The sequence below is a fragment of the Amycolatopsis thermalba genome (genome assembly GCF_003385215.1).
In the GTDB taxonomy this organism is placed as follows: domain Bacteria; phylum Actinomycetota; class Actinomycetes; order Mycobacteriales; family Pseudonocardiaceae; genus Amycolatopsis_E; species Amycolatopsis_E thermalba.
The window spans coordinates 39,171-63,408 of the sequence record NZ_PQHW01000008.1; the positions used below are offsets into that span (position 1 = coordinate 39,171).

Sequence of the window (24,238 nt, forward strand, 5' to 3'; positions counted from 1 at the left end):
CTGCGGCGGCACCGCTCAGTGGTGCCGCCGCCAGCCTTGCGGCCGCCGCGGGGGCACTCCACGTGGCGGCCGCGATCGGGGACACCGCTGCCGGGGACGGGGCGTGCGTCAGGCGTGGCCCGTGACGCGGCGGCGCTTGACGACCGCCGCCAGCCTTGCGGGCCGCGGCGGGCACCGCTCAGACGCGGCCCGTCACGCGGCGGCGTCTTGCTACCTCCGCCAGCAGCACCGCGGCCGCGACGGAGGCGTTCAGCGACTCCACCCCGGCGGCCATCGGGATGGACACCGTCTCGTCGCAGGTTTCTCGTACCAGGCGGGACAGGCCGCGGCCCTCGGAGCCCACCACGACCACCAGCGGGTCCGTCGCCAGGGACAGGTCGTCGATGCCCACCGAGCCGTCGGCGTCCAGGCCCGCGATCATCAGCCCCTCCTCCGCCCACAGCTTCAGCTGCCGCGTCAGGTTGGTCGCGATCGCGATCGGCATCTTCGCCGCGGTGCCGGCACTCGTCCGCCACGCGACGGCCGTGATGCCCGCGCTGCGGCGCTGCGGCAGCAGCACCCCGTGCGCCCCGAACGCCGCCGCCGACCGCACCACCGCGCCCAGGTTCCGCGGGTCGGTCACACCATCGAGCGCCACCAGCAACGGCGGCTCACCCGAGTTCTTCGCGATCGCCAGCAGGTCGTCCGGGTGGCTGTACTCGAACGGCGGCACCTGCAGCCCGAGCCCCTGGTGCACCGCGCGGTTGGTCTTGCGGTCCAGCTCCTCGCGCGGGATCTCCAGGATCGAGATGCCCTTGTCCGCCGCCAGCCGCACCGCCTCGGTCACCCGGTCGTCGGCGTCGATGTTCAGCGCCACGAACAGCGTCGTGCCCGGCACGCCCGCCCGCAGTGCCTCGACCACCGGGTTGCGGCCCGCGATGATCTCCGGCCCTTCGCGACGGTCGCGGCTCTTCTCCGCCCGCGCCGCGGCCGCCGCCGCACGCTTCTGCGCCGGGTGCCCCGGACGCATCTCCGCCCGCGGCGTCGGGCCCTTGCCCTCGAGCCCACGGCGACGCTGACCGCCGGAGCCGACGACCGCGCCCTTCTTGGTGCCGGACTTGCGAACCGCACCCCGGCGCTTGGAATTGCCTGCCATTTAAGCTTCTTTCACGGTCCACACCGGACCATCGGGAGTATCTTCGACCGTGATCCCCGCCTGGAGCAGGCGGTCGCGCACGGCGTCGGCCCGGGCGAAGTCACGCGTGGCGCGCGCCTCCTGGCGCTCCACGAGCATCGCCTCGACCAACTCGGCCAGTGCGGCCCTCGCCGGCGTCTCCGCCGCCGAGCTCTCCGCCCATTCCGGTGCCAGCGGGTCCAGCCCGAGCACACCCATCATCGCGCGCACCGAGCCGGCGGCCGCGCGCGCCTTGGCGTCATCGCCCGAGTCCAGCGCCGCGTTACCCTCGCGCACCAGGTTGTGCACGGCCGCGACCGCCGCGGGCGTGGACAGATCGTCGTCCATCGCGGTGACGAACTCGGGCGCCAGCTCACCCGGCTCGACCGGCCCCGTCCGCTGCGCCGCGCGGCGCAGGAACCCTTCGATCCGCCGGTAGCCCTGCGCGGCCTCGGACAGCGCGCCGTCGGAGTACTCGATCGTCGACCGGTAGTGCGGCTGCACCAGGTAGTACCGCAGCTCGGCGGCCCGGTAGTTCTGCAGCATCGCCTCGATCGAGACCACGTTGCCCAGCGACTTCGACATCTTCTCGCCGGACAGCGTCACCCACGCGTTGTGCAGCCAGAACCGCGCGAACGGGTCACCGGCCGCCTGCGACTGGGCGCGCTCGTTCTCGTGGTGCGGGAACACCAGGTCGACGCCGCCGCCGTGGATGTCGAACTCGGACCCGAGGTAGGTGGTCGCCATCGCCGAGCACTCCAGGTGCCAGCCCGGCCGCCCGTCGCCCCACGGCGTCGGCCACGACGGCTCACCCGGCTTCGCGCTCTTCCACAGCGTGAAGTCCCGCGGGTCGCGCTTGCCCTCGGCCAGCGTCTCGCCCTGTTGCACCTCGTCCAGCTTCTGCCGGGACAGCGCGCCGTACTCGGGGAACGTGGACACGGCGAAGTACACGTCGCCACCGGCCGCGTAGGCGTGCCCGGCGTCGATGAGGCGCTGCATCAGCTCCACCATCTGCGTGACGTGCCCGGTGGCGCGCGGTGCGATGGACGGCGGCAGGCAGCCCAGGACCGTGTAGGCCTCCTCGAACGCCCGTTCGTGCGTCGCGGCCCACTCCCACCACGGCCGTCCGGCGTCGGCGGCCTTGGTGAGGATCTTGTCGTCGATGTCCGTGACGTTGCGCACGAACAGCACGTCCAGTCCACTGTGGATCAGCCAGCGGCGCAGGACGTCGTAGTTCAGGGCGCCGCGGACGTGCCCGACGTGCGGGATGCCCTGCACGGTCGCCCCACACACGTACATGGACGCCGTTCCGCTACGGGCGGGGTGGAACTCCCGCACGCTCCTGGTCGCGGTGTCGTATAGGTGTAGGGCCACCCTGAAATGGTACGGGTCACCTCGGCGTCGCTCAGAGCACCCCGTGCGTGCGCAGGGCCGTGAGCAGGCCGTCCGGGCGCTCGGCGGTCGGCAGCGGGTCCACGAGGGCGAACGCGCAGCCGAGCACCTTCGCCCCGCCGTCGGCCTCCTCGCTGTCGCCGACCATCAGCGTGTGCTCCGGCGCGACCCCGAGCCGGTCGACGAGCAGCCGGAAGATCTCGGGCTGCGGCTTGATGAACCCCTCCTCGAAGGAGAGGACGAACTCGTCGACGAAGTCGTCGTAGCCGCGCATGGCGAACGCGGGCCGGATGTCGAAGGCGATGTTGCTCAGCACGCCGACCTTGACGCCCTTGGCCGCGGTGTCCTTCAGCGCCGCCTCGGTGTCCGGGTACGGCGTCCACTCCGCGGGATCGATCAGGCGGTTGTACAGCGCCTCCGCCTGGTCGGCCTTCCCGACGCCGGACTTGCGCAGCACCTCGAGGTAGATCTTGCGGTGCAGGGCAGGGTCGAGGTCCCGGTTCTCCCACGCGTACTGGTACTCCTCGGACAGCTCGACGACCTGCCCGGTCGGGGCGGTCATGCGGCGCATCAGCTCGGTCTGCGCCTCGACGTCGAGCGGGGCGCCGTCGGGGGTGGTGAGGTCGGAGAGCCAGCTGGAGTTCTGCTCGAGCCGGAAGAGGGTGCCGGAGAAGTCGAACATCACCGCCTGAATCGTCACAGACCACAGGCTACCGGCGCGGGCGCCCCGATCCGTGTGACTTAGTCGGCCGGCAGCAGCAGCGCGGTGGCGACCGCCGCGATGCCCTCGCCGCGGCCGGTCAGCCCGAGCCCGTCGGTGGTGGTGCCGCTGACGCTGACCGCGCCGCCCGCGGCCTTGCTCAGCACCTCCTGGGCCTCCTCGCGGCGGGTGCCGATGCGCGGCGCGTTGCCGATGACCTGCACCGACGCGTTGCCCAGCCGCCAGCCCCCGGCCTCGACCAGCCGCCGCGCCTCGGCCACGAACTCGGCGCCGTGCGCGCCCGCCCAGCGCGGGTCGCTGGTGCCGAACACCGCGCCCAGGTCGCCGAGCCCGGCCGCGGACAGCATCGCGTCACACAGCGCGTGGGCGGCCACGTCGCCGTCGGAGTGCCCGGCGCAGCCGTCGACGCCGTCCCAGCGCAGCCCGGCGATCCAGCACTCGCGGCCCGCTTCGATCGGATGGACGTCGACCCCGGTCCCGACCCTCAACCCTGCTCCTCGAGTAGTGCTTCCGCGACGGCCACGTCGAAGGCCGTGGTGAGCCGGAGCGCGGTGGGGTGCCCGGCCACCGTCCGCACGCTACCGGGCAGGTCCGACAGCGGGTCCGCGCCGCGCGCGCAGAGCTTGCCGAGCACGTCGGGCCGGTAGCCGACGGGGGTCTGCACGACGCGCAGCCGGTCCCGGTCCGAGGTGCCGTCGACGAGGTCACCGGAGACGTGTTTGACGGTGTCGGTGACGGGTAGGACCGGGATGATCGCCTCTGCCCCGGCGAACACGGCCTCGGCCACCGCGCGGACGGTGGCGGGCGGCACGAACGGACGCGCGACGTCGTGCACCAGGACGACGTCGGAATCCCCGGCGGCCTCGAGAGCCGCCCGGACGGTTTCGGCGCGATCGGGACCACAGACCAGTACCCGGCACCGGGAACCGGCGCCGGGTACGGCCCGTATGATCACTTCACATTCCCCGAGCACGGGTTCGGGGACCGCCACGACCAGGCGGTCCGCACATTCGGACTCCAGCAGGCCGCGCACGGCGTGCCGCAACACCGGCGCACCGCGCACGAGGGCGCACGGATCCGGCCCCTCGGGGTCGGCGATGAGGACTGTCGCGACCTTCATCGCCGGGGTCTCACTTCGCGGGACGAGCTGTGTCTCATGAGGCACACGTAACGGATGAGCACGCTTGCCTGCTCATCTCGCGAGGTCAGCCTGTGCGTTCTAGACGGCCGCTGTTTCCAGGACCTCGTCGAGCAGCGTCTCCGCCTTGCCCTCGTCGGTGCCCTCGGCCAGGGCCAGCTCGCTGACCAGTATCTGCCGGGCCTTGGCCAGCATCCGCTTCTCGCCGGCGGACAGGCCGCGGTCCTTCTCGCGCCGCCAGAGGTCGCGCACCACTTCGGCCACCTTGTTCACATCGCCCGAGGCGAGCTTCTCCAGGTTGGCCTTGTACCGACGAGACCAGTTCGTGGGCTCCTCGGTGTGCGGCGCTCGCAGCACGTCGAAGACCCGGTTCAGGCCATCCTGGCCCACGACGTCCCGCACACCGACGATCTCGGCGTTGTCAGCGGGCACGCGAACCGTGAGGTCCCCTTGCGCGACTTTGAGGACGAGGTACTGCTTCTCCTCGCCCTTGATCACGCGGGTCTCGATCGCTTCGATGAGTGCGGCACCGTGGTGCGGGTAGACGACGGTCTCTCCGACCTTGAAAACCATGTGTCCTCTGCCCCTTTCGCTGGGTCCATCTTAGCACGCGGCGAGGGGGGTCACCTAGCGGGCCGAGATCGTCGTCGCAGGTCAGGGGCCATCCGGGGGGTTGACAAACCGATAAAGTGCATGCTCATGCAGGTGGTGGGGAACCCTGTCGACATTGCCGAATTGATCCACTGTGGACGGTTTATGGTCCCCTCCGCGCGCCCTCGGTGGCGAGCATTCCGGCCATGGCCAGGTCCCTCCCGCCAGCCCACCACCACCCTCAACGGAGCCGCTTCGCGGCGCAGATAGGATCGGGCCGGTATAGCTTCTAGGAGGGACTGAGACCGTGAGGCTGCAGAAACGTCGTGTGGTCGGCGCGAGCGTGGTCGCCGTGGGTGCCGCCCTGGCTCTCGCCGGGTGCGGGGCCGGGCAGATCACCCAGACCAACACCATGCTGCCCGCGGTCAACGGCGCCATGGCGCAGGCGGGCAAGCTCGTCCTGCGCGACGCCGGCCTGGTCAACCGCAACGACTGCCAGCAGGCGTACGCGAGCGGGTCGAGCGCCCCGCTGACGCTGGTGATCGCCAACGACGGCACCGCCGACGACGAGCTGGTCAGCGTGAGCAGCGCGAACGCCGGGAGCGCGACCATCGAGGGCCAGAAGGCCGTCGTGGCGGGCAGCAAGCTGCTGGTCGGCCCGGCCACCGAGGGCGAGTCCGTGCAGCAGCCCAGCTCCGCCTCGCCGACTTCGCCGACGTCGGGTTCGCCCACGTCGCCGGCCTCGGCCTCGCCGTCGGCGGGCCCCACCGGCCAGCCGACCCGCGTCGGTCACGCCGAGATCGTGCTGCAGGGCATCAAGCAGGTCGTGTGGCCCGGGCAGACCGTCCCGGTGACCTTCACCTTCCGCGACGCCGGCCCGGTGACCGTGCAGCTGCCGATCCACGCGCCCACCGTCGAGCTGAGCTGCCAGCCCAGCGCCTCGCACGAGGCCGGCGGTCACTAGAACTGTCGGTGGTGCCCGCTAGCGTGACCGACCATGGTCAAGAAGGGCACGAGCTACCGCTGCGGTGAGTGCGGGTACGAGGCCGCCAAGTGGGTCGGCCGCTGCCCGGAATGCCAGGCCTGGGGCACGATCGAGGAGCGCGGGGACGCGCGCCCGGCCATCGCCCGCGTGGCCGCCGGTGCGCCCAGTGCCCCGGCCCGGCCGATCGGCCAGGTCGACATCGAGGCCGCCCGCGCCCGCACCACGGGTGTGGGTGAGCTGGATCGCGTGCTCGGCGGCGGGCTCGTGCCGGGGGCGGTCGTGCTGCTGGCTGGCGAACCCGGTGTCGGCAAGTCGACCCTGCTGCTCGAGGTGGCCTACCAGTGGGCCCGCGGCGGGTCCGGTCCCGCGCTGTACGTCACCGGTGAGGAGTCCGCGGGGCAGGTCCGGCTGCGGGCCGAGCGGACGAAGAACCTGCACGAGCGCATGTTCCTGGCCGCGGAAAGCGATCTCTCGGCCATCCTCGGGCACGTCGACGCCGTCAAACCAGGTGTGCTGATCGTCGACTCGGTGCAGACGATGGCCTCGCCGCAGGTGGAGGGCGCGCCGGGCGGTGTGACGCAGGTCCGGGCGGTCACCGCCGGTCTGGTGGCGCTGGCGAAGGAGCGCGGGCTGCCGGTCGTGCTCGTGGGGCACGTCACGAAGGACGGCTCGGTGGCCGGGCCGCGCGTGCTGGAGCACCTGGTCGACGTGGTGCTGCACTTCGAGGGCGACCGGCATTCGACGCTGCGGATGGTGCGCGGGGTGAAGAACCGGTTCGGGCCCGCGGACGAGATCGGCTGCTTCGAGCTGCGTGAGGACGGCATCGCCGGGGTGCCGGACCCGTCGGGGCTGTTCCTGAACCGGCGGGAGGACGCGGTGCCGGGCACCGCGGTGACGGTCACGGTCGAGGGCAAGCGGCCGCTGCTGTGCGAGGTGCAGGCGCTCGTGTCGAGTGCGGGGGCGCCGCAGCCCAGGCGGGCCGTGAGCGGGCTGGACTCCGCGCGGGTGGCGATGATCCTCGCCGTGCTGGAGAAGCGCGGCGGGATCCGGCTGGGCGACCGGGACGTCTACTCGGCGACGGTCGGCGGCATGAAGGTGACCGAGCCGGCGGTGGACCTCGCGGTGATCCTGGCGTTGTGGTCCTCGGTGCGTGATGTGGCGCTGTCGCCGCGGCTGGTGGTCGTCGGCGAGGTCGGGCTGGCGGGGGAGATCCGGCGGGTCTCCGGAGCCGGCCGCCGGCTGGCGGAGGCCGCGCGGCTGGGGTTCACGCACGCCCTGGTGCCGCCCGACCCGGGGAAGCTGCCGGACGGCATCCGCGTGCTGGAGGTGGACTCGGTAGCGGCGGCCCTCCACGCGGCGAACCACGCCTGAGCCGGGGAAGGGGCGGCGGCGACGGGGCGGCGGCGCCGGAATCGCGCGTGGCTCGGTCACAGTGAGGCTGCTGTAGCGGCGGCCATGCATGCGGTGAACCGTGCCTGAGGCGGGAGCCGGGCGGCGGCCCCGGAATCGCCCGTGTCCCGGCCGTGGTCAGGCTGCTGGCGACCGCCGTGCGAGCAATCCGCTCGTCGCTCCCGCCGCGGGGCCGTGCCAGGGCGGTGCGGCTCTCGATGGCCAGCACTCCTCGCAACAATGGCGACCGGAAGGCGCTGCAGATCCTGCTTGGGACCGCGGGAGCAGGCCACCACCGGCACCGCATACACCAGCCGGCCGGCTTGAAGCCCTGTTCCGCGGCAGCTGCGACCGCACCATCCGCCAGGTCGAATCGGTGGCGGTGGCCCAGTGCGCCTGGGGCGGGAATCGGAGCGGCGGTGCCGGGGCCGCCCGTGTCCCGTCGCACTCAGGCTGCGGTGGTGGTGGCCCGGCGCGCGGTGGACCGCGCCTGGGGTGGGGACCGGGGCGGCGGCGCCGGGATCGTGCGTGGCTCGGTCGCAGTCAGGCTGCTGGCGACCGCCGTGCGAGCAATCCGCTCGTCGCACCCGGCGCGGGGCCGTGCCAGGGCGGCGGGATGAATCATCCAGTCCGAGCCTGTCCGGCTCCGCCTGGCAAGCAAAAGGCCCCCTCCGGCAGCCGGAGGGGGCCTTCGTCCAACCGTGCTTACGCGCCCGACAGCAGCTTCGCGCAGCGGATCAGGCCCAGGTGCGAGTACGCCTGCGGGTGGTTGCCCAGCGAGCGCTCCGCCACCGGGTCGTACTGCTCCGGCAGCAGCCCCGTCGGGCCGGCCGCGTCGACCAGCTGCTCGAACAGCTCCTCCGCCTCGGTGCGGCGGCCGGTCAGCAGGTACGCCTCGATCAGCCACGCGGCACACAGGTGGAACCCGCCCTCGCCGCCGGGCAGGCCGTCGTCGCGGCGGTAGCGGTACACCGTGGAACCGCTGCGCAGCTCGGCCTCGATCGCGGTCACCGTGTGCTGGAACCGCTCGTCGGAGGGGTCGATCAGCCCGGCCAGCCCGACGAACAGCGAAGCCGCGTCCAGGTCCGTCCCGTCGTAGGCCGTGGTGAACGCCTGCACCTCGTCGTTCCAGCCGTGGGTCAGCACGTCGTTCGCGATCTCCTCGCGCAGGTCGTGCCACCCGGCCGGGATCTCACGCCCGTACACCTCGCCGAGCTTGATGGCCCGGTCCACCGTCACCCAGCACATGACCCGCGAGTACACCCGGTGCCGCGGCACGTGCCGCTCTTCCCAGATGCCGTGGTCCGGCTCCGACCAGCGCCGCGTCACGGCCTCGGCCATCGCGCGCACCAGCTGCCAGTCCTCGTCCCGCAGCTCGCCGCGCACCTGCGCCAGCTCGGCCACCAGCTCGACGACCGGTCCGAACACGTCCAGCTGCACCTGGTGGTTCGCCAGGTTGCCGACGCGCACCGGGCGCGAACCCGCGTACCCGGGCAGCGAGTCGATCACGGCCTCGGCGCCCAGCTGGGTGCCGTTGATCGTGTACAGCGGGTGCAGCCGCTCCGGGCCGGCCAGCGTCGCCAGCACGCCGTGCAGCCACCGCAGGTAGCCCTCGGCCTCGGCCATCGAGCCCAGCCCGACCAGCTCCCGCACGGTGAACGCGGCGTCCCGGATCCAGCAGTAGCGGTAGTCCCAGTTCCGCACGCCGCCGATCTCCTCCGGCAGCGACGTCGTGGCGGCCGCCAGCACCGCGCCGGTGTCGGCGTTGCACAACCCGCGCAGCGTCAGCGCCGAACGCGCGACCAGCTCCGACTCCACGTTCGGCAGCTTCAGCGTGGTCGCCCAGTCGCTCCAGTACGCCCCGGCGCGCGCCCGCCGCTCCACTTCGGACAACTCGTGCGCGGACAGATCCGTGGTGCCGCAACGAAGTTCGAGCACGACCGGCTCGTCCTGGGTGGGCTGGACCAGTGCCGTGGCGGTGTCGTGCAGGCCGTCGGAGGTGATCTCCCACGCCACGCCCGGCGAGCGGAGCACGAACGGCTCCGACGTGCCCAGCACGCGCAGGCCCTCGGCGTCCGGCACCAGCCGCACCGGCACACCGCCGAACTCCGGCCGCGGCGCGAACACCACGGACGCCGCGGCCGTCCCGGAGATCACGCGCACCAGGTCGGTGCGGTGCGGCGGGCCCTCCGGCTCCAGGTAGTCCGTCACCAGCAGCCGCGACCAGCGGGTCTCGACCGTCATCGTGTTCGGCAGGTACCGCTGGCCCAGCGGCAGGCCGTTGTGGTGCGGCTTGATCGAGAAGTGGCCGGCGCTGGCGCCGCCGAGCAGGTCGGCGAACACCGCGGGCGCGTCCGGGCCGGGGTGGCACATCCAGGTCAGCCGGGCGTCCGGGGTGACCAGGGCGACCGCGCGCTCGTTGGACAGCATCGACAGCCGCTCGATCGGCGGCGCCTGCTCGCCGTAGAGCCAGTTGCGGCGCTCCTCCAGCATGAACGCGAGAACCGTGGCGACGTCGTCGGTGCTGGCCACCCGGTAGCCCGCCAGCGTCTCACCGTCGCCGACCTTGACGCCCACGTCGGGGCCGGACAGCCGCGCGAACGCCTTCTCGTCGGTCACGTCGTCACCGAGGAAGATCGCCGCGGTGGCGCCGACCTGGTGGCGCAGGGTGTCCAGCGCGCGGCCCTTGTCGGTCTGCACGACGGCCAGTTCGACGACCTCCTTGCCGTCGGTGGTCGTCACACCCTCCCACGTGCACGGTCCACTGTGGACCTCGTCGAGGACGCGGCGGGCGGCTTCGCGGTCGGCGCGGCGGACGTGCACGGCGATGCTGCTCGGCTTGACCTCCAGCGACACGCCCGGCACGCCACCGGCGATGCGCTCCAGCTCCTGCTCGACCCGCCGGTGCAGGTCACGGGCCTGCGCGTCGAGCTCGTGCACGAAGCCGATGTCGAATTCGGAACCGTGGCTGCCGACCAGGTGCACCTCGTGCGGCAGTCGCGACAGGATGGCGAGGTCGCGCAGCGCGCGGCCGGAGATGACCGCGGTGGTCGTCTCGTGCAGCCCGGCCAGCGAGCGCAGCGCGCCCACCGACTCGGGCAGCGGGCGCGCCTCGTCCGGGTTGGTCACGATCGGAGCCAAGGTCCCGTCGTAGTCGCAAGCGACCAGCAAACGCGGCGTGCGAGCGATCTGCACGATCGCACGGCGCAGCTCAGCGGGCAGGGACTCGGCGGTCACCACTCCTCCTTAAGGAGCTCAGAAGCGTATTGCTGCAGGTGGGCCACTCAGGCGGCCGGTTCGGACCCGAGTGCCTCGAGGAACGACCGTGCCCACCTGTCGACGTCGTGGGTGAGGACCTGACGCCGCAACGCGCGCATCCGGCGTCTGCCCTCGGCAGGGTCGAGCGTAATGGCCGCCTCCAACGCGTTCTTCACCCCGTCAAGATCGTGTGGATTGACGAGAAACGCGCTGGTCAGCTCGGCGGCGGCACCGGCGAACTCGGACAGCACGAGCGAGCCGCCGAGGTCGTGGCGGCACGCGACGTACTCCTTGCAGACGAGATTCATCCCATCGCGTAGTGGGGTGACGACCATGACGTCGGCCGCACTGTAGAACGCGGCCAGTTCCTTGCGGTCCACCGACTGGTGCAGGTAGTGCACCACCGGATGACCGACGCGGGCGAACTCACCGTTGATCCGGCCCACCATCTGCTCGATCTCGGTGCGCATCCGCTGGTAGTGCTCGACGCGTTCCCGGCTCGGGGTCGCCAGCTGGACGAAGGTGACGTCCTCGGGCTGGACACGGCCCTCCTGGAGCAGTTCGTGCAGTGCCTGCAGGCGCAGGTCGATGCCCTTGGTGTAGTCCAGGCGGTCGACCCCGAGCAGGACGGTCTTCGGATTGCCCAGGTCACGGCGGATCTGGGCGGCCCGCTCCGCGACCTCCTTGGTACGGGCGAGCGTGTCCAGGCCGGCGGCGTCGATCGAGATCGGGAACGCCCCGACCCGGACCGTGCGGTTGCCGACCTGCATCATGCCCGGCCGGGACCGCACGCCGACCGCGCCGCGGCTCGGTTCGAGGCCGAGCAGCGTGCGGGCCAGCCACAGGAAGTTCTGCGCGCCACCCGGCCGGTGGAAGCCGACCAGGTCGGCGCCGATCAGGCCGCGCACGATCTCCGCGCGCCACGGGAGCTGCATGAACAACTCGACCGGCGGGAACGGGATGTGCAGGAAGAAGCCGATGCGCAGGTCGGGGCGCAGCTCGCGGAGCATGCTCGGCACCAGCTGCAGCTGGTAGTCCTGCACCCACACCGTGGCGCCCTCGGCGGAGACCTGCGCGCTGGCCTCGGCGAAGCGGCGGTTGACCTGGACGTAGCTCTCCCACCAGCCGCGGTCGAACACCGGCGGCGCGACGACGTCGTGGTAGAGCGGCCACAGCGTGGCGTTGGAGAAGCCCTCGTAGTAGTCGCGGACCTCTTCGGTGGACAGCGAAACGGGGTAGAGGACCATGCCCTCGTCACTGAACGGGTCGACGTCCACACCGGGCACGCCCGGCCAGCCGACCCAGGCGCCCTTGCGCGAACGCAGGAACGGCTCCAGCGCCGACACCAAGCCACCCGGGCTCGCGGTCCAGCGCTGGTTGCCATCGGCCGTACGTTCGAGGTCGACGGGCAGCCGGTTGGCGACCACGACGAAATCCGCCGAAGCCGTGCCGATCCCTGGTTCGCTCACGTGGCCATGCTCCCTTGTCGTCCCCTCGAACACTATCTCGCGACGGCGAGCCAAGATCCACCGCGCGGTGGCTCATGGACGGCTACTCCAGTCGGCGCTCGGTCGTCCGCAGCGGACCCGCCATCCGGGGGCCCGCGAGCTTCCGTTCGAGGCGGCCGAGACCGGTGCGGACCGGCTGCGCGAGGTACTCGCCGAGTACCACGCCGGCGGCCAGCGCAAGCCCGATCGCCGCGGCTTTGATCAGCGTGGAGAGGTTGCCGTTGCTCTGGGTGGCCAGTTCATAAAGGCCACGGTACGTGGACAGACCCGGCAACAGGGGGGTGATTCCCGACACCGCCACGACCAGCGGCGTCACCTTCAGACGGCGGGCCAGCACGCCACCGGAGAAGCCGATCACGACCGCCGCGACGGCCGAGGAGGTGATGACGTCGAACTGGCCCACGATCACCAGCGCGCCGTACACGCCCGCGCCGATCGCGCCCGCCGCGGCGGCGACGAGCATCGAGCGCAGCGTCGAGTAGCTGGCGATCGCGAAGCAGGCCGCCGCGGCCGCGCCCGCGGGCACGATGACCAGCAGGCTGTTCGCGGTCTGGGCGGGCAGCACCGGTTCGGCCGGGGTGAAGCCGAGCGCCTTGGCGATGTTCAGCGCGAGCGCGACACCGGTGATCAGGCCGGCGGACATCAGGACGGTTTCCATCGTGCGGCCCGCGGCGGTCACGTTGTAACCGGTGATGGCGTCCTGCACCGCGGACACCGTGGACAGGCCGGACAGCAACACGGTGATCGCCGCGGCGGCGACCAGCGTGGAGAACCTCGACGGCACGAGATCGGTGTTCACGGCGACCGTGGCCAGCCCGGTCGCGACCAGCCCGCCGACGGCCTGCTGGAAGAAGAACGGCAGCGCGACGCGGTTGAGGAGGCGGCCGAGCCGGTCGATGAGGGCCGAGATGATCAGCGCGCCGACCGCGACGTCGAGGGTGCCGCTGAGCAGCAGGGTGATGAAGAAGGCCATGCCGCCCCAGGCCAGCGTGGCGAACCAGCGCGGGTACGGGTGCGGGGCGGTGGTGATCTTGTGCAGCTCGGTGTAGGCCTCTTCCGCGCTGAGGTGGCCGCGCAGGATCTGCTGGACCAGCATCTCCGTCTGGGACAGGCGGGTGTAGTCCAGGCTGCGCGAGCGGACCACGCGCAGGGCCGTGATCGGGTTCGCGTCGGTGCCGCGGTGGCAGGTGACGGTGATGGACGTGAAGATGACGTCCACCTCGCAATGCGGGAGACCGAAGGCGGAGGTGAGGGACAGGATGGTCGCGGTCACGTCGGACGCGCCGGCGCCGCTGGCCATCTGCACCTCGCCGACGCGCAGGACCAGGTCGAGGACGAAGTTGACCGTCGCCTCGTCCGGCAGGGCGGGACCGAGTTCGGTGGTCGCGTCCGGCGCCGGCTGCTCTCCGGTGGGCGCTTCCAGGATGTGCCAGGCCCGGCGCCGAGGCTCGGTCGCCCGGCGCCGCCGGTTCGCCTTTTCGACGCCGGGGTCCTCCGGCGCTTCGAGGATGTGCCAGCCGCGCCTGCGGGTCACCGGGCCCCGGACGCGCTGGGTGCTGTTCATACGGCCGTCACCTCCTTGATTTGGCCTCCCGGCAGGCCCATCGCCTGGATCAAGCCGGTCGTTGCAAAGGGGCAACCGTGGCGTGCACCACTCCGCCGATCATCCACGAAACCGGAGGGCCCGGCAGCGGTTGCTAGGATGACCCCGATCAGGCCGACTTAGCTCAGCTGGTAGAGCAGCTGTCTTGTAAACAGCAGGTCAGGGGTTCGAGCCCCCTAGTCGGCTCCCCGGCCGACCAGGGTGTTCCCCTGTGGTGGGAAACACCCTGGTCCGGGCCCGTCTCAGTGGTTCGTTCCGGTACCGAAGCGGCGGCCGGCTCGTCGTTTGTCGGTGCCGATGGCCTCGCCCCACCGCGCACGCCGTTTCGCCGCCCGCGAGCCGACGCCGAAGATCGCCATCGCGTCGTCGACGGTCAGAGGTTCGATCTCGGCCTCTTCGATCTTCGGCGCGAGACGCGGAGTGCGACGTGGAGCTGTTGCAGATTGCCGGCTTGGTGCCTTCCTGCCGCAGGCACCGCCGTGGATGAGGCGAGGTTGCCAACCGTCCCTGCGTCAGCAGGGGGACCACGGACGTGCGCACGGTGGCGGCGAGGACTGCCTGCAGCGGGTCGCGCTGCTCCGCAGCCGAGGACAGGCCCTCCGGCACCGGCAGGAGCAGATGATCAAAAGGCATTCCCGCGGTCTCGCTCGCCTCGGCTGGCTTGGGCACCCCGGCCTCACGCCAGCAGGAAGTACCGCAGCCACAGGTACGGCGCCGCGAGGGTGACGGTGATCAGCGTGACCACCGCGCCCTTGCGGGTGAACTCCCAGAACGTGATGGGCGTTCCCTCGCGCGCGGCGATTCCCAGCATCACCACGTTCGCGCTGGCGCCGATCGCTGTCAGGTTGCCTCCGAAGTCCGCGCCCAGCGCCAGCGCCCACCACAGCGCCTGGCCCTGCCCGGGGTCCGGCAGGTCCGCCACCATGCCCGCGACCAGCGGGCTCATCGTCGCCACGTAGGGGATGTTGTCGATGATCCCGGAGAGCACCGCGGAGACCACCAGGATCAGCATCACGGCCAGCAGGGCGTTCCCGCCGGTCGCGTCCGCCGCGAGTCGCGCCAGGTGGCCGATCACGCCGGTGTGCACGAGCGCTCCGATCATGATGAACAGGCCCGCGAAGAACAGCAGCGTCTCCCACTCGACCGCGGCCAGGTAGTCCTTCGGCCGGCTGCCCGAGACCAGCACGAGGATCCCGGCACCCAGCAGCGCCACGACCGACGGGTCCAGGTGGAACACCGAGTGCCCGATGAAGCCGGCGAACACCAGCGCCAGCACGACGCCGCACTTGACCAGCAGCCGCTTGTCACGGATGGCTTCGCGCTCGGAGAGGGTCAGCACCTCGGCGATGCGCTGCGGGTCGGCGTCGAACGAGCCGCGGAACAGCCACCGCAGCACCAGTGCCAACACGGCGACCTCGACCACCACGATCGGCGCCATGTGGACGAGGAAGTCGTTGAACGTCAGCCCGGCCCGGCTGCCGATGATGATGTTCGGCGGATCGCCGATCAGCGTCGCGGCGCCGCCGATGTTCGACGCGAACACCTCCGCGATCAGGAACGGCACCGGGTTGATCCCGAGCCGGTCGCAGACCAGCAGCGTCACCGGCGCGATCAACAGGACGGTGGTGACGTTGTCCAGGAACGCCGACGCCACGGCCGTGAGCAGCACCAGCAGGACCATCACCCGCAGCGGCGAGCCCTGCGCGCGCTTGACCGCCCAGATCGCGGTGAACTCGAAGGCACCGGTGCGGCGCAGGATCCCGACGATGATCATCATCCCGAGCAGCAGGAAGATGACGTCCCAGTCGACGCCGGTGTCGTGCGAGTAGAACGCCTCGTCCGAGCCGACCACGCCGGCCGCCAGCACGATCCCGGCGCCGCCCAGCGCCGCGGCCGTCTTCGGGATGCGTTCCGTCGCGATGAGCAGGTACGCCACCGCGAACACGGCGATCGCGAGCACGGTCACCGCGCACCGCCTGGCGCGGAGCCAGCCCCAGCAACCGGGCCGCCGCGAGAGCGCACGAATTCGACGCGACCAGCGGGGTCCCCGGTCGTTGCCGGAATCCTGACGAGCACCACCGAGCCACTCCTGCCGTCGACCGACCGCCCGGCCCTGCTGGGGACGGGTGTGCCGACCAGACTTCCCGGCGCGCCGCCCGTAAAAATGCCGTACGGAGGCGGGCGGGGCAAACGAGGGTGACCTCGCTCACCGGCGGGACACCAGGGGCGGCTCAGCCGTGTTCGAGCAGGCGCCGGGCACGTTCGACGATCGGCTTGTCGATCATGTTGCCGTGCACATCGGTGCTCGCGCCGTCGGTGGCCGATTCGAGCACTCCGCGCGCCCACGCGAGGGCCTCCTCGGTCGGGGCGAGGACCTCGTGGATCACGGAGATCTGGGCCGGGTGGATGCACATCCGGCCGGTGAAGCCGAGCCGCGCGGCGTGCCGGGTGTCCTCGACGAGCTTGCGTTCGTCCCGGATGGCGATAGTGACGCCGTCGAGCGGGGGTGCGACCCCCGCCGCGGCAGACGCGAGGACGACGGCCGACCGAGCGTGCGCCAGCCCGAGATGATCGCCGTGGTCGACGCCCAGCTCCTGCGCGAGATCCCCGTTGCCGAACGCGACGCGGACGACTCCCGGCACCGAGCAGATCGCCCGTGCCTCGAGGATGCCCGCGGCCGTTTCCAGCGTTGGCACCACGCAGGAACCCTCCGGCAGGCGATCGATCAGGTCGCGGACCTGGTCCGGTCCCGTGGCCTTGGGCAGCACGACCGAGCAGGGCCCGTCCTTGAGGGCGGCGACGTCGTCCTCGTACCAAGGGCTCGTCGCGTCGTTCACGCGTACCAGGCCCGGCCCGCCCGTGGCCCGCCATTGCCGGACGTTCTCCCTGGCCTCGTCCTTGCGGCCGGGTGCGACGGCGTCCTCCAGGTCGAGGACGATGCCGTCCGCGCCGCTGGTCGCGGCCTTGCCGAACCGGTCCGGGCGATCGCCGGGTACGAACAGGATGGTGCGCGCGGAGGCGATCCGGCCGAAATCCGCCGAGAAGTCCCTGTCTCGGTGCTCGTTCATCGGCAAACCCCTTCGAACCGGTCAGCGAACTGATCATGCCGTCTATTGAAACGATGGTAGGTGCGCGACACGTGGTGGGACAAGCCGCGTTGCGGTCGGACGCGTCGGGCGGATCGGTTGAAATCGGTTCCGGGAAACGTTCGCGAAAATCGACGGCCGACATTTCCCGGAATGTGTCGGTTGAATTCACCGTGGCCGACTCTGGGTGTTCGAGCTGCGGTGACGCGCTCGGAGTCGGTGGAACGAAACTCGACTCCATGGCCCGCGGAAATCTCGCGATGACATTCTTCGGTATCAACGGAAATCCCGACGGAGGTTGTGTCATGACGGCGATGTCCGAATCCCTCGCACGGGCGCGATCGGTGCTGTTCGTGCCTGGCCACCGGCCGGACCGCTTCGACAAGGCGGCCGCGACCACCGCCGACACCATCGTCCTCGACCTGGAGGACGCGGTCGGTCCCGACGAGAAGCCCGTCGCGCGCAAGAACGTCGCCGAGTGGCTCGCCGGTGGCGGACAGGGCATCGTCCGGATCAACGACGCCGACACCTCCTGGTACTCCGACGACGTCGCGATGCTCGCGGAGCGGCAGGCAGCGGTGATGCTGCCGAAGATCACCCACCCCGGTCAGGTGGTCGACCTGGTCCGCGCGCTCGCGCCTGGTTCGTGCGTGATCGCGATCCTGGAGACCGCGGCGGGAGTGCTCAACGCGCAGTCGATCTGCTCCGTGCCAGGCGTGGTCCGGGCCGCGTTCGGGAACGCCGATCTCGGGAGTGAGCTGGGGTTGGACCCGGCGCACCAGGCGTCGCTGGTCCACGCCCGCGCGCAGGTCGTGCTCGGGTCCGCGGCCGCCGGGATCGTGCCCCCCATCGACGGCGCGACGCTCGACCTCACCGACCGGGACGTGATCACCGCCGACGCGACACATGCGGCGGAGCTGGGCTTCACCGGCAAGGTCTGTCTGCACCCCAGGCAGGTCGACGTGGTCAACGCGGTCTTCACGCCCTCGCCCGAGGCGATCGAGTGGGCCCGCCGGGTTCTCGCCGCCGCGGACAGCGGTGGCTCGATCAAGGCCGTGGACAACCAGATCGTCGGCAAACCGATCATCGACCGGGCCAAGCGGTTGCTGGCGCAGGCCGGTTGCTAGCCGGGGAGGTCGGATGCACCAGGGCGTGTTCGAACGTCGGTCAGGACACGAGCAGGTGGTGTTCTGCCAGGACAGCGAGTCGGGGTTGCGGGCGATCATCGCCATCTATTCGACCGCGCTCGGACCGGCGTTGGGCGGGACCAGGTTCCACCCGTACCCGTCGGAGGAAGCCGCGCTGGCCGACGTTCTCGAGCTGGCCAAGGGCATGGCCTACAAGAACGCCGTGGCCGGGCTTCCCCACGGTGGCGGCAAGGCCGTGATCATCGGCGACCCGCGAGTGGACAAGTCAGACGCCCTCCTGCGTTCGTACGGCCGGTTCGTCGAGTCTCTGCACGGCACGTACATCACCGCCTGCGATGTCGGCACCACAGTGCGGGACATGGACGTCGCAGCTCAGGAGTCGCATTACGTCCTCGGCCGCTCACGAGCCGACGGTGGTGCCGGCGACTCGTCGGTGCTGACGGCGTTCGGGGTCTACCGAGCGATGCTCGCGTGCGCCGAGTACCGGTGGGGCACGCCGTCGGTGAAGGGGCTGCGGATCGCGGTCTCGGGTGTCGGCAAAGTCGGATCGCTGCTCGCCAAACTCCTCGTCGAGCAGGGCGCGCGGGTGGTCGTCCACGACGTCGACGACGAGGCGGTGCGGCGCCTGCGCCTGGCTCGTCCCGAGATCCGCGCCGCGGTCGACGGGCCTGCCCTCATGCGCACGAAGGCGGACATCTTCGCACCCTGCGCCCTGGGCGGGGTCCTCGACGAACAGGCGGTGGGACTGCTGGGTTCGGAGATCGTCTGCGGCGCGGCCAACAACCAGCTCGCCGAGCCGGGAATCGCGAAGGAGCTGCACGATCGCGGCGTGCTGTACGCGCCGGACTACGTGGTGAACGCCGGCGGGGTCATCCAGGTGGCGGACGAGTTGCACGGGTTCACCTTCCAGCGGGCCAAACGCCGCGCCGCGAAGATCTTCGAAGCGACGCGGTACGTGCTGGAACTGGCCGACGAGGAGGGCTTGCCGCCTGCCGCGGCGGCGGACCGGGTCGCGGAACGCCGGATGGCGGAGGCACGACAGCGCACCGCACGGGCCCGGGAGCGGGTCGAGGCACCCACGGGCACCGGGTAACACCGCCCGCCGGCGGGGCGACTTCCGGCACTGGCCGGGCCCGAGCGGAGGTGCCATGCGGAAGCGACCCGCGACGCGGAAAGTGGTGGTCGGGCGCTGGGCGTGGGTGCTCAGCCCGGCCACCCACAGCCTCGGGCCACTGGCGCTGGCCGTGCGCCGCATCGGACACCACCGCCCGGGTGGGGCGATGAAGAGCCCAAATCCTCTGGCCGCCATGCGCGCCGCGGGTGTCCACTGCGGGACGCGGCCGCGGCAGGAGTCAGCGGGCGCCGCCCGCTCGGGCGCGGCCGGAAGGAGGCAGCTCGATGACTTCCGACGAGCGGCGGGAGCGCTTGCGCCGCGTGCTGGACCTGACGTGGAACCAGGGCGAGCTCGACGCCTGCGAAGACCTCTGCGCGCCGCACTGCACGTTCCACGATCCGAACTTCGAGGTGGACGGGGTGGCCGGGTTCAAGCGCCAGGTCAGCGACCTGCGCACGGCCAACCCCGACCTGCACATGGACATCCACGACGTGCTCGTCGACGGCGACCTGTGCGCGATGCGGTTCACGGTGGGCGGCACGTCGCGGGCGGAGTTCCGCGGCCTGCCCGCCACCGGCAAGACGTACGTGATGACCGGCATGATGTGCGGCAAGTGGGCCGACGACCGCCTGGTCGAGATGTGGGTCAACTACGACCTGCTGGGCGCGTTGCAGCAGCTCGGCATCATCTCGGAGATGGCGCCGCGGGAGACGGCGGGCTGAAGTGGTGGGCGCTGCGCGGTCCGTGCAGCGCCCACCAGCCTCAGCGCAGCCGCACCAGCGCCTGCACCGGCACGTGGTCGGACGGGTAGCGGCCGTCCACGCGGAACGTGTTGATCGCCGCCGCCAGGACCGACACCCGCGAGTTCGCCAGGACCCAGTCGATGCGGTTGGCGCCCAGCACCGGCTCGCGGTAGTTCGGGAACGTGCCCCACTCCGGCGTCAGCTGCTTCGCCGCGGTGCGCCACGTGTCGGACAGCCCGCCCTCGACCAGCGTCCGGTACGACACCGAGTCCGCCGGGGTGTTGAAGTCGCCGGTCAGCACCACCGGCAGCGCCGGGTCGAAGCCGGCGATCCGGTCGCGCACCAGGGCCGCGCTGCGCTGCCGCGCGTTCTCCGACTGGTGGTCGAAGTGCGTGTTGACGTGCACGAACTCCTTGCCGGTGCGGGCATCCCGGAACCGCACCCAGGTCACCATGCGCACCACGTTGTTGCCCCAGGTCTTCGACCCGATCACGTACGGCGTGTCGGACAGCCAGAAGTGGTCGAAGTCGATCGGCTCGACGCGGCGGGTGTCGTAGTAGATGCTCATGAACTCGCCGCGCCCACCGCCCTCACGGCCCAGCCCGATCCACTCGTAGTGCTTGGGCAGGTCGGCCGCGATCTGCTTGACCTGGTGGTACAGGCCCTCCTGGATGCCCAGCACGGTCGGCTGCTCGATCTCCAGGAACCGCGCGATCACCGGCCGCCGGTCGGTCCACGAGTCCGGCGTGCCCGGCGCGGCCTTGGTGTCCAGGCGGATGTTGAACGTGGTCACGTGCAGGGTGTCGCCGGACGCGCGGCCGATGACCGCCTCGTCGGTCCGGGCCTGCGCCCGTTCGCGGTCATCAGCGTCACCGCACCCGCGCCGGCGAGACCAAGTGCACCCCTTCGAGTGATGTCAGACATGTGGCGCACTTTGTCCGTTCCGCGTGTGGCGGCGCCGACCGTCAGGCAACACCCGGGCGAACAACGCGCGTCGATCTCACTCGAGTTCGGTGCCCCGGGTCTCGCGCAGGAACCAGACGCACACCGCGCAGATCACCGCGATCAGCGCGACGTACCCGGAAACCGGCAGGGACGAACCCGTCGAGGCGATGAGCTGCGTGGCCAGGATCGGGCTCACCCCGCCGCCGATCACGCCGCTGGCGTTGTACGCGATCGACGCGCCGGTGTAGCGGTAGCGGGTCGCGAACAGCTCCGGCAGGAACGCGCCCATCGGGGCGAACAACGCGGCGAACGCGATCATCCCGACGGCCATCGCGAGCGCGATCAGCACCGGCTCGCCCGTGTTGATCAACGCGAACATCGGGAACGCCCACACCACCGCGAGCACCGCGGCGCCCAGGCACACCCGACGCCGGCCGACCCGGTCCGACCAGGTCGCGAGCAGCGGGGTCGCCAGGCCCATCACCAGCGCGCTGATCATCGCGCAGATCAGCAGCATGTTCTTGTCCAGCTCCAGCACCGTCGTGCCGTAGGACAGCGAGAACGTGGTGATCGTGTAGAAGAGCGTGTGCGCCAGGATGAACGCGCACGTGCTCAGGAACAACGTCTTCGGCTGCCGCTGCACGACCTCGACGATCGGCACCTTCGCCTTGTCGTGCTCGGCCATCGCGCGCTCGAAGACCGGCGTCTCCGCGATCTTCATCCGGATGTAGTAGCCGATGACGATCAGCAGCGAGCTGGCCAGGAACGGGATCCGCCAGCCCCAGTCGTCGAACGACTCCTGCGACATCGTCTGGCCCAGCACCAGGAACGCGCCGCCGGCGATGATGAACCCGATCGCCGGGCCCATCTGCGGGAAGCTCGACCACAGCCCGCGGCGGTTGCGCGGCGCGTACTCGGTGGCCAGCAGCACCGCGCCACCCCATTCGCCGCCGAGCCCGAAGCCCTGCAGGAACCGGCACAGCACGAGCAGGATCGGCGCGCCGATGCCGATCGCGCCGTAGGTCGGCAGCACCCCGATGGCGACCGTGCCGGTGCCCATGACCAGCAGCGACGCGACGAGCATCGCCTTGCGCCCGACCCGGTCGCCGAAGTGCCCGAACACCACCGCGCCGACCGGTCGCGCGATGAACCCGACGCCGAAGGTCGCGAACGCCGCCAGCGTGCCGGCGAGCGCGGAGAACGTAGGGAAGAACTGGTGCCCGAACACCAGCGCCGCGGCCGTGCCGTAGAGGTAGAAGTCGTAGAACTCGATGGCCGTGCCGATGAAGCTGGCGACAGCGATGCGCGAGGCCGACACCGGGGCGGCGGACGTCTGCGCGGCGGTACTCATCGGCTGCTCCTTCGGGGCCTGGTGATCCGGGTCGGAGTATCGGTGCCACCCCGCCCGCTGACGACCTACGGTGGTCGGGTTTTGCCGGCCGTCTTTCCTCATCCTGTCGAAACGGCCAGGTCAGTCCCGCACCAGGGGGAGCAGCCGCAGGCCGAGGTGCAGGGTGAGGCGGTGCTCCCCGTCGCCGAGGTCGAGGCCGGTGATCTCCTCGATCCGGTGCAGCCGGTAGTACAGCGACGTGCGGTGGATGTGCAGCGCGGCGGCGGTGTCCAGGCTCGACCCGGCGTGGTCGAGGTAGGCGGCGAGGGTTTCCACCAGCCGGCCGCTGGTGTCCTGCGCGAGCAGGTCGAGCAGCGGTTCCGGCAGCTGGGCGCGGGCCGGGGCGGGGATCTGCAGGAGTGTCGCGTAGGCGCCGAGGTCCTCCCAGCGCGCGATGCCGCCGAACCGGGGCAGCGTCGCCGCGGCCCGGACGGCGGTGGCGGCGCGATCCCGGGCGATCCAGGGGCGGCCGCCGCTGCCGATGCCGGCCACGCAGCGCGCGGAGCCACCGAGCACGTCCTGAACCTGCCGGACGATCATCTCCGGATCGCCGCCGCCCAGCAGCACGCCCTGGTGACCGGAGACGTAGAAGGACGGTTCGCGCCCACGGGTGGCGGCCTCCAGCGCGGTGCGCAGGGCGACCTCGGTCCAGGCGCTCTCCCCGTCGATGACCTCGGCGATCAGCACCGTCGCGGAGTCGTGCGCGAGGCCGGCACGGTCGGCCGGCTCGCCGCTGAGCAGCTTGCGGAGGTTGTCCTCGCGGGCCGCGCGTTCGGAGTCGGCGACGAGGAAGTCCCGGTACAGCAGGGCGGCCATGGGTTCGGCGGCGGCCTTGATCGCCGCCAGGTCGGCGGCGGTGAGCGAGCCGTCCGGGTCGATGACCATCAGCAGGCCGAGCAGGGTGCCGCGCCAGCGCAGCGGCATGCTGACGCGGGCGAGCATGTCCAGGTCGGGGCGTGGCGGGATGACGCCGGGGCCGGTCCAGCGGGTCACCCCCTGCGCGAGGATGTGACCGATCGCCTCGCTGCCCGCGCTGCGCTGCAGCATCGCCCGCACCCGCACGGCGTCCTCGTCGCCGAAGTGCCTGCTCGCGCAGAGCAGCCGGACCGACGGATCGTTGATCGCCACCGACCGGCCGAGGGCTTCGGCGAGCGCGTCGACCTTCCGCTGCAGTTCGCTCTCGACCATGGATACATGATCCACCAGCCCGTTTCTCTGGTTTTCGGAACGGCCGCCGGGCGATCTTCGACGCCCGGCGGTTCCCGGTGGGCCGGTGGCGTGCCGATACTGCGGCGCATGGGGAGACTGGACGGCAAGGTGGCGCTCGTCTTCGGCGCGGGCTCCAGCGGCGACGGGATGAGCAACGGCAAGGCGGCGGCGCTCGCGTTCGCGCGGGAGGGGGCGCGGGTCGCGGCGATCGACATCCGCGCCACGGAGGCGGAGCGCACGGCCGCGGACATCGCGGCGGCGGGCGGTTCGGCCGTGGCGCTGACCGCGGACGTCACGGACGAAGCGCAGGTCGCCGCTGCCGTCGAGGCCGCCTCGGTGCTGGGGCCGCCGTCGGTGCTGCACAACAACGTCGGCGCCACCCGGGTGGGGGACGTGGTGGACCTGTCCCTGCCGGAGTGGGACGCCGCGCTGGCGGTGAACCTCCGGCCGGTGTTCCTGACCTGCAAGTACGTGGTGCCGCGGATGCTCGCGGCCGGCGGCGGCGCGATCGTGAACGTCTCGTCGATCGCCTCGATCCGGGACACCGGTTACGTCTACCCGGCCTACAGCGCGGCGAAGGCGGCGGTGAACCAGCTGACGGTGTCGCTGGCGCTGCACTACGCCGCGAGCGGGATCCGGGTGAACGCGATCCTGCCCGGCCTGATCGAGACGCCCCTGGTGACGCGTGGCATCGCGGCCGACCCCGCTGAGCTGGCGCGGCGGCACGCGGCCAGCCCGACGGGACGGATGGGCAGCCCGTGGCACGTGGCCGCCGCGGCGGTGTTCCTCGCCTCGGACGAGGCGGCCTACGTCAACGGGGTGTGCCTGCCGGTGGACGGCGGGCTGACCGCGCGGTGCGCGTGAG

At 71.5% G+C, this 24,238-nt stretch carries 20 protein-coding genes and 1 tRNA gene; 7 read left to right on the forward strand and 14 right to left on the reverse strand.

The features are described from left to right. Positions 1-178: 178 nt before the first annotated feature. The 6 genes from rlmB to D0D15_RS05575 form a co-directional block, all read right to left on the reverse strand. Complete coding sequence (gene rlmB, locus D0D15_RS05550; protein ID WP_094005679.1) at positions 179-1,135, reverse strand: 23S rRNA (guanosine(2251)-2'-O)-methyltransferase RlmB; 957 nt, start codon at positions 1,133-1,135, stop codon at positions 179-181. Continuing rightward, positions 1,136-2,527, reverse strand: a complete 1,392-nt coding sequence (cysS, locus tag D0D15_RS05555) for a cysteine--tRNA ligase (protein WP_094005680.1) — start codon at positions 2,525-2,527, stop codon at positions 1,136-1,138. It lies immediately after the preceding gene. 31 nt (positions 2,528-2,558) lie between these two features. Continuing rightward, positions 2,559-3,245 (reverse strand): HAD family hydrolase, encoded by a 687-nt coding sequence (locus tag D0D15_RS05560; RefSeq protein ID WP_094005681.1) that lies wholly within the window; start codon positions 3,243-3,245, stop codon positions 2,559-2,561. A gap of 41 nt (positions 3,246-3,286) precedes the next feature. After that, complete coding sequence (gene ispF / locus D0D15_RS05565; protein ID WP_094005682.1) at positions 3,287-3,754, reverse strand: 2-C-methyl-D-erythritol 2,4-cyclodiphosphate synthase; 468 nt, start codon at positions 3,752-3,754, stop codon at positions 3,287-3,289. After that, entirely contained in the window at positions 3,751-4,386 is a 636-nt protein-coding gene (locus D0D15_RS05570) for an IspD/TarI family cytidylyltransferase (protein WP_094005683.1), read from the reverse strand. The genes ispF and D0D15_RS05570 overlap by 4 nt, the downstream gene beginning before the upstream one ends. A gap of 99 nt (positions 4,387-4,485) precedes the next feature. Continuing rightward, positions 4,486-4,977, reverse strand: a complete 492-nt coding sequence (locus D0D15_RS05575; protein ID WP_020417039.1) for a CarD family transcriptional regulator — start codon at positions 4,975-4,977, stop codon at positions 4,486-4,488. Between the two features lie 325 nt (positions 4,978-5,302). Here D0D15_RS05575 and D0D15_RS05580 point away from each other — a divergent pair, with 325 nt between their 5' ends. Together D0D15_RS05580 and radA are read left to right on the forward strand one after the other, a co-directional pair. After that, complete coding sequence (locus D0D15_RS05580; RefSeq protein WP_167481459.1) at positions 5,303-5,959, forward strand: copper chaperone PCu(A)C; 657 nt, start codon at positions 5,303-5,305, stop codon at positions 5,957-5,959. Between the two features lie 33 nt (positions 5,960-5,992). Then, positions 5,993-7,351, forward strand: a complete 1,359-nt coding sequence (gene radA, locus D0D15_RS05585) for a DNA repair protein RadA (protein ID WP_094005685.1) — start codon at positions 5,993-5,995, stop codon at positions 7,349-7,351. Positions 7,352-8,074: 723 nt separating this feature from the next. Here radA and otsB read toward each other — a convergent pair. From otsB to D0D15_RS05600, 3 genes are all read right to left on the reverse strand, one after another. Then, the gene (otsB, locus tag D0D15_RS05590; RefSeq protein WP_162830504.1) at positions 8,075-10,606 is read right to left on the reverse strand and encodes a trehalose-phosphatase; all 2,532 of its coding nucleotides are present in this window, start codon (positions 10,604-10,606) and stop codon (positions 8,075-8,077) included. A 47-nt stretch (positions 10,607-10,653) separates the two neighbouring features. Further along, entirely contained in the window at positions 10,654-12,096 is a 1,443-nt protein-coding gene (locus tag D0D15_RS05595; RefSeq protein WP_017985373.1) for an alpha,alpha-trehalose-phosphate synthase (UDP-forming), read from the reverse strand. An 82-nt stretch (positions 12,097-12,178) separates the two neighbouring features. After that, on the reverse strand, positions 12,179-13,699 hold the full coding sequence (locus tag D0D15_RS05600) for a threonine/serine exporter family protein (protein WP_094005687.1): 1,521 nt from the start codon (positions 13,697-13,699) through the stop codon (positions 12,179-12,181). 152 nt (positions 13,700-13,851) lie between these two features. On the opposite strand from D0D15_RS05600, the gene D0D15_RS05605 reads away from it, so the two are divergent. Continuing rightward, positions 13,852-13,924 (forward strand) — tRNA-Thr (locus D0D15_RS05605). A 490-nt stretch (positions 13,925-14,414) separates the two neighbouring features. Here the strand turns inward: D0D15_RS05605 and D0D15_RS05610 are convergent. Together D0D15_RS05610 and D0D15_RS05615 are read right to left on the reverse strand one after the other, a co-directional pair. After that, complete coding sequence (locus D0D15_RS05610) at positions 14,415-15,704, reverse strand: ArsB/NhaD family transporter (protein ID WP_094005688.1); 1,290 nt, start codon at positions 15,702-15,704, stop codon at positions 14,415-14,417. Between the two features lie 265 nt (positions 15,705-15,969). Beyond that, entirely contained in the window at positions 15,970-16,806 is an 837-nt protein-coding gene (locus D0D15_RS05615; RefSeq protein WP_094005689.1) for an HpcH/HpaI aldolase/citrate lyase family protein, read from the reverse strand. Between the two features lie 332 nt (positions 16,807-17,138). Between D0D15_RS05615 and D0D15_RS05620 the strand changes: the two genes are divergently transcribed. From D0D15_RS05620 to D0D15_RS05630, 3 genes are all read left to right on the forward strand, one after another. Continuing rightward, positions 17,139-17,951, forward strand: a complete 813-nt coding sequence (locus tag D0D15_RS05620) for an HpcH/HpaI aldolase/citrate lyase family protein (protein WP_198958238.1) — start codon at positions 17,139-17,141, stop codon at positions 17,949-17,951. A 13-nt stretch (positions 17,952-17,964) separates the two neighbouring features. Then, positions 17,965-19,065, forward strand: a complete 1,101-nt coding sequence (locus D0D15_RS05625; RefSeq protein ID WP_094005691.1) for a Glu/Leu/Phe/Val family dehydrogenase — start codon at positions 17,965-17,967, stop codon at positions 19,063-19,065. Positions 19,066-19,370: 305 nt separating this feature from the next. Then, positions 19,371-19,808, forward strand: a complete 438-nt coding sequence (locus D0D15_RS05630) for an ester cyclase (RefSeq protein WP_094005692.1) — start codon at positions 19,371-19,373, stop codon at positions 19,806-19,808. A gap of 40 nt (positions 19,809-19,848) precedes the next feature. Here the strand turns inward: D0D15_RS05630 and D0D15_RS05635 are convergent, their stop codons facing one another. The 3 genes from D0D15_RS05635 to D0D15_RS05645 all read right to left on the reverse strand — a co-directional run bounded on the left by D0D15_RS05635 (position 19,849) and on the right by D0D15_RS05645 (position 23,352). Further along, a complete protein-coding gene (locus tag D0D15_RS05635; RefSeq protein WP_233157283.1) occupies positions 19,849-20,622 on the reverse strand; it encodes an endonuclease/exonuclease/phosphatase family protein in 774 nt (257 codons plus the stop codon). Between the two features lie 207 nt (positions 20,623-20,829). After that, a complete protein-coding gene (locus tag D0D15_RS05640; RefSeq protein ID WP_094005693.1) occupies positions 20,830-22,125 on the reverse strand; it encodes an MFS transporter in 1,296 nt (431 codons plus the stop codon). A gap of 120 nt (positions 22,126-22,245) precedes the next feature. Beyond that, positions 22,246-23,352: a PucR family transcriptional regulator gene (locus D0D15_RS05645; protein ID WP_094005694.1), complete on the reverse strand. Its 1,107-nt coding sequence runs from the start codon at positions 23,350-23,352 to the stop codon at positions 22,246-22,248. Between the two features lie 108 nt (positions 23,353-23,460). On the opposite strand from D0D15_RS05645, the gene D0D15_RS05650 reads away from it, so the two are divergent. Then, on the forward strand, positions 23,461-24,237 hold the full coding sequence (locus tag D0D15_RS05650) for an SDR family NAD(P)-dependent oxidoreductase (protein ID WP_094005695.1): 777 nt from the start codon (positions 23,461-23,463) through the stop codon (positions 24,235-24,237). Position 24,238 lies beyond the last annotated feature (1 nt).